The sequence below is a fragment of the Streptococcus oralis genome (assembly GCF_001578945.1).
Lineage (GTDB): Bacteria > Bacillota > Bacilli > Lactobacillales > Streptococcaceae > Streptococcus > Streptococcus oralis_Q.
Window position 1 is genome coordinate 103,147 of the sequence record NZ_KQ969552.1, and the last position, 1,674, is coordinate 104,820.

Here is a 1,674-nt window from a genome sequence, read left to right on the forward strand (position 1 = left end):
GCTGCATGGCCTTGTTTTCTTCATGTGTATCTGAACGAAAATCTAGATAATCAAAACCTTCAATCAAGCCTTCTAGGAAAGTCTGAGCAACACCTTGTCCTTGGACATCTGCTGCCACAGCGATACGGTGAAAGATCAGATATTCTGATTCTCCCCCCTGCCAACTCCCTTCATAAATGGCTTCATAGGATTTTTCTGGGCTCTTGGTCACAGCAGCATAGGCTAGTAGTTCTCCTTCTTCCAAGGCCACATAGGCTTGACCTGAGATGATATCATCGATAATAACATCCGCATTTGGATAGCCATTTTGCCACTGGTCGCTACCAGACTTGGCTAAGCACTTTTTGGCATCCTCCATCACCTGCATAATCGCATCTACTTCGTTTGGAAAAGCTAAACGAATCTCCATCTTTTCCCCTCATTTCTAACTATTTTCTCTCATCATAGCATAATTTAAAGCTTTCTACAAGCAGTTGAAACTTGACTTTTGTTTTTTATTATTTTATAATCTAGTTATCGAAACTAGATAAAAAGGAGTTGGAAATGGATTCTAACTTTTCCTACCCAAAATGGGAAGATATTCCAAACATTGACCTCTATCTGGATCAGGTTTTACTTTATGTTAATCAAGTCTGTGCCCCTATCTCTCCAGATAAGGACAAGGGTCTAACAGCATCCATGGTCAATAACTATGTCAAACATGGTTACCTGACAAAGCCAGACAAGAAAAAATACCAACGCAAACAAATTGCCCGTTTAATTGCCATCACCACTCTCAAGTCTGTCTTTTCGATCCAAGAAATTGCTCAGACACTGAATACTCTACAAACTCAAGCGAGTTCAGACCAGCTCTACGATGCTTTTGTAGACTACATGAACCATGGGATTGATCCAGAAAATCCTATTATCCAAACTAGCTGTCAAACGGTTAAACTCTATCATCAAACTCTAGACTTAATCCTTAGTAAAGACAAGGAGGAAATTCAATGAACACCCGTCTAAAGCTCAGTAAAAAACTCAGTTTTGGAGAGGAAATTGCTAATAGCGTGACCCATGCTGTAGGTGCCGTTATCATGCTCATCTTGCTCCCTATTTCATCCACCTATAGTTATGAAGCACATGGATTTTTATCATCTTTTGGTGTTTCTATCTTTGTTATCAGTCTCTTTCTCATGTTCCTCTCGTCAACCATCTATCACTCTATGGCCTATGGTTCGACCCACAAATACGTCTTGCGAATCATCGATCATTCTATGATTTATGTGGCTATCGCAGGCTCTTATACGCCGGTCGTATTGACTTTGATGAATAACTGGTTTGGCTATCTGATCATTGCCATTCAGTGGGGAACGACCATCTTTGGCATCCTCTATAAAATCTTTGCTAAAAAGGTCAATGAGAAATTCAGCCTTGCTCTTTATCTGATTATGGGCTGGTTGGTTCTGGCTATCATTCCTGCCATTATCAGTCAAACGACGCCAATTTTCTGGAGTCTTATGGTAACTGGTGGACTCTGTTATACAGTTGGAGCTGGATTTTACGCCAAGAAGAAACCTTATTTCCACATGATTTGGCATCTCTTTATCCTAGCAGCATCTGCTCTCCAATACATTGCTATTGTTTATTTCATGTGATAAATTGCAAGAATAAGTGCAACATTTACTCGAACTCATC

The 1,674-nt window shown here is 40.1% G+C and carries 3 protein-coding genes; 2 read left to right on the forward strand and 1 reads right to left on the reverse strand.

The genetic code is table 11. From position 1 onward, the window contains the following. Positions 1-409: GNAT family N-acetyltransferase (locus tag SORDD16_RS05920; RefSeq protein WP_241734020.1), on the reverse strand; the 409-nt coding region annotated here is incomplete at its 3' end. A gap of 134 nt (positions 410-543) precedes the next feature. Here SORDD16_RS05920 and SORDD16_RS05925 point away from each other — a divergent pair. After that, on the forward strand, positions 544-990 hold the full coding sequence (locus SORDD16_RS05925) for a DUF1836 domain-containing protein (protein ID WP_061452719.1): 447 nt from the start codon (positions 544-546) through the stop codon (positions 988-990). After that, positions 987-1,634: a PAQR family membrane homeostasis protein TrhA gene (gene trhA, locus SORDD16_RS05930; protein WP_061452720.1), complete on the forward strand. Its 648-nt coding sequence runs from the start codon at positions 987-989 to the stop codon at positions 1,632-1,634. The genes SORDD16_RS05925 and trhA overlap by 4 nt, the downstream gene beginning before the upstream one ends. Positions 1,635-1,674: the final 40 nt, after the last annotated feature.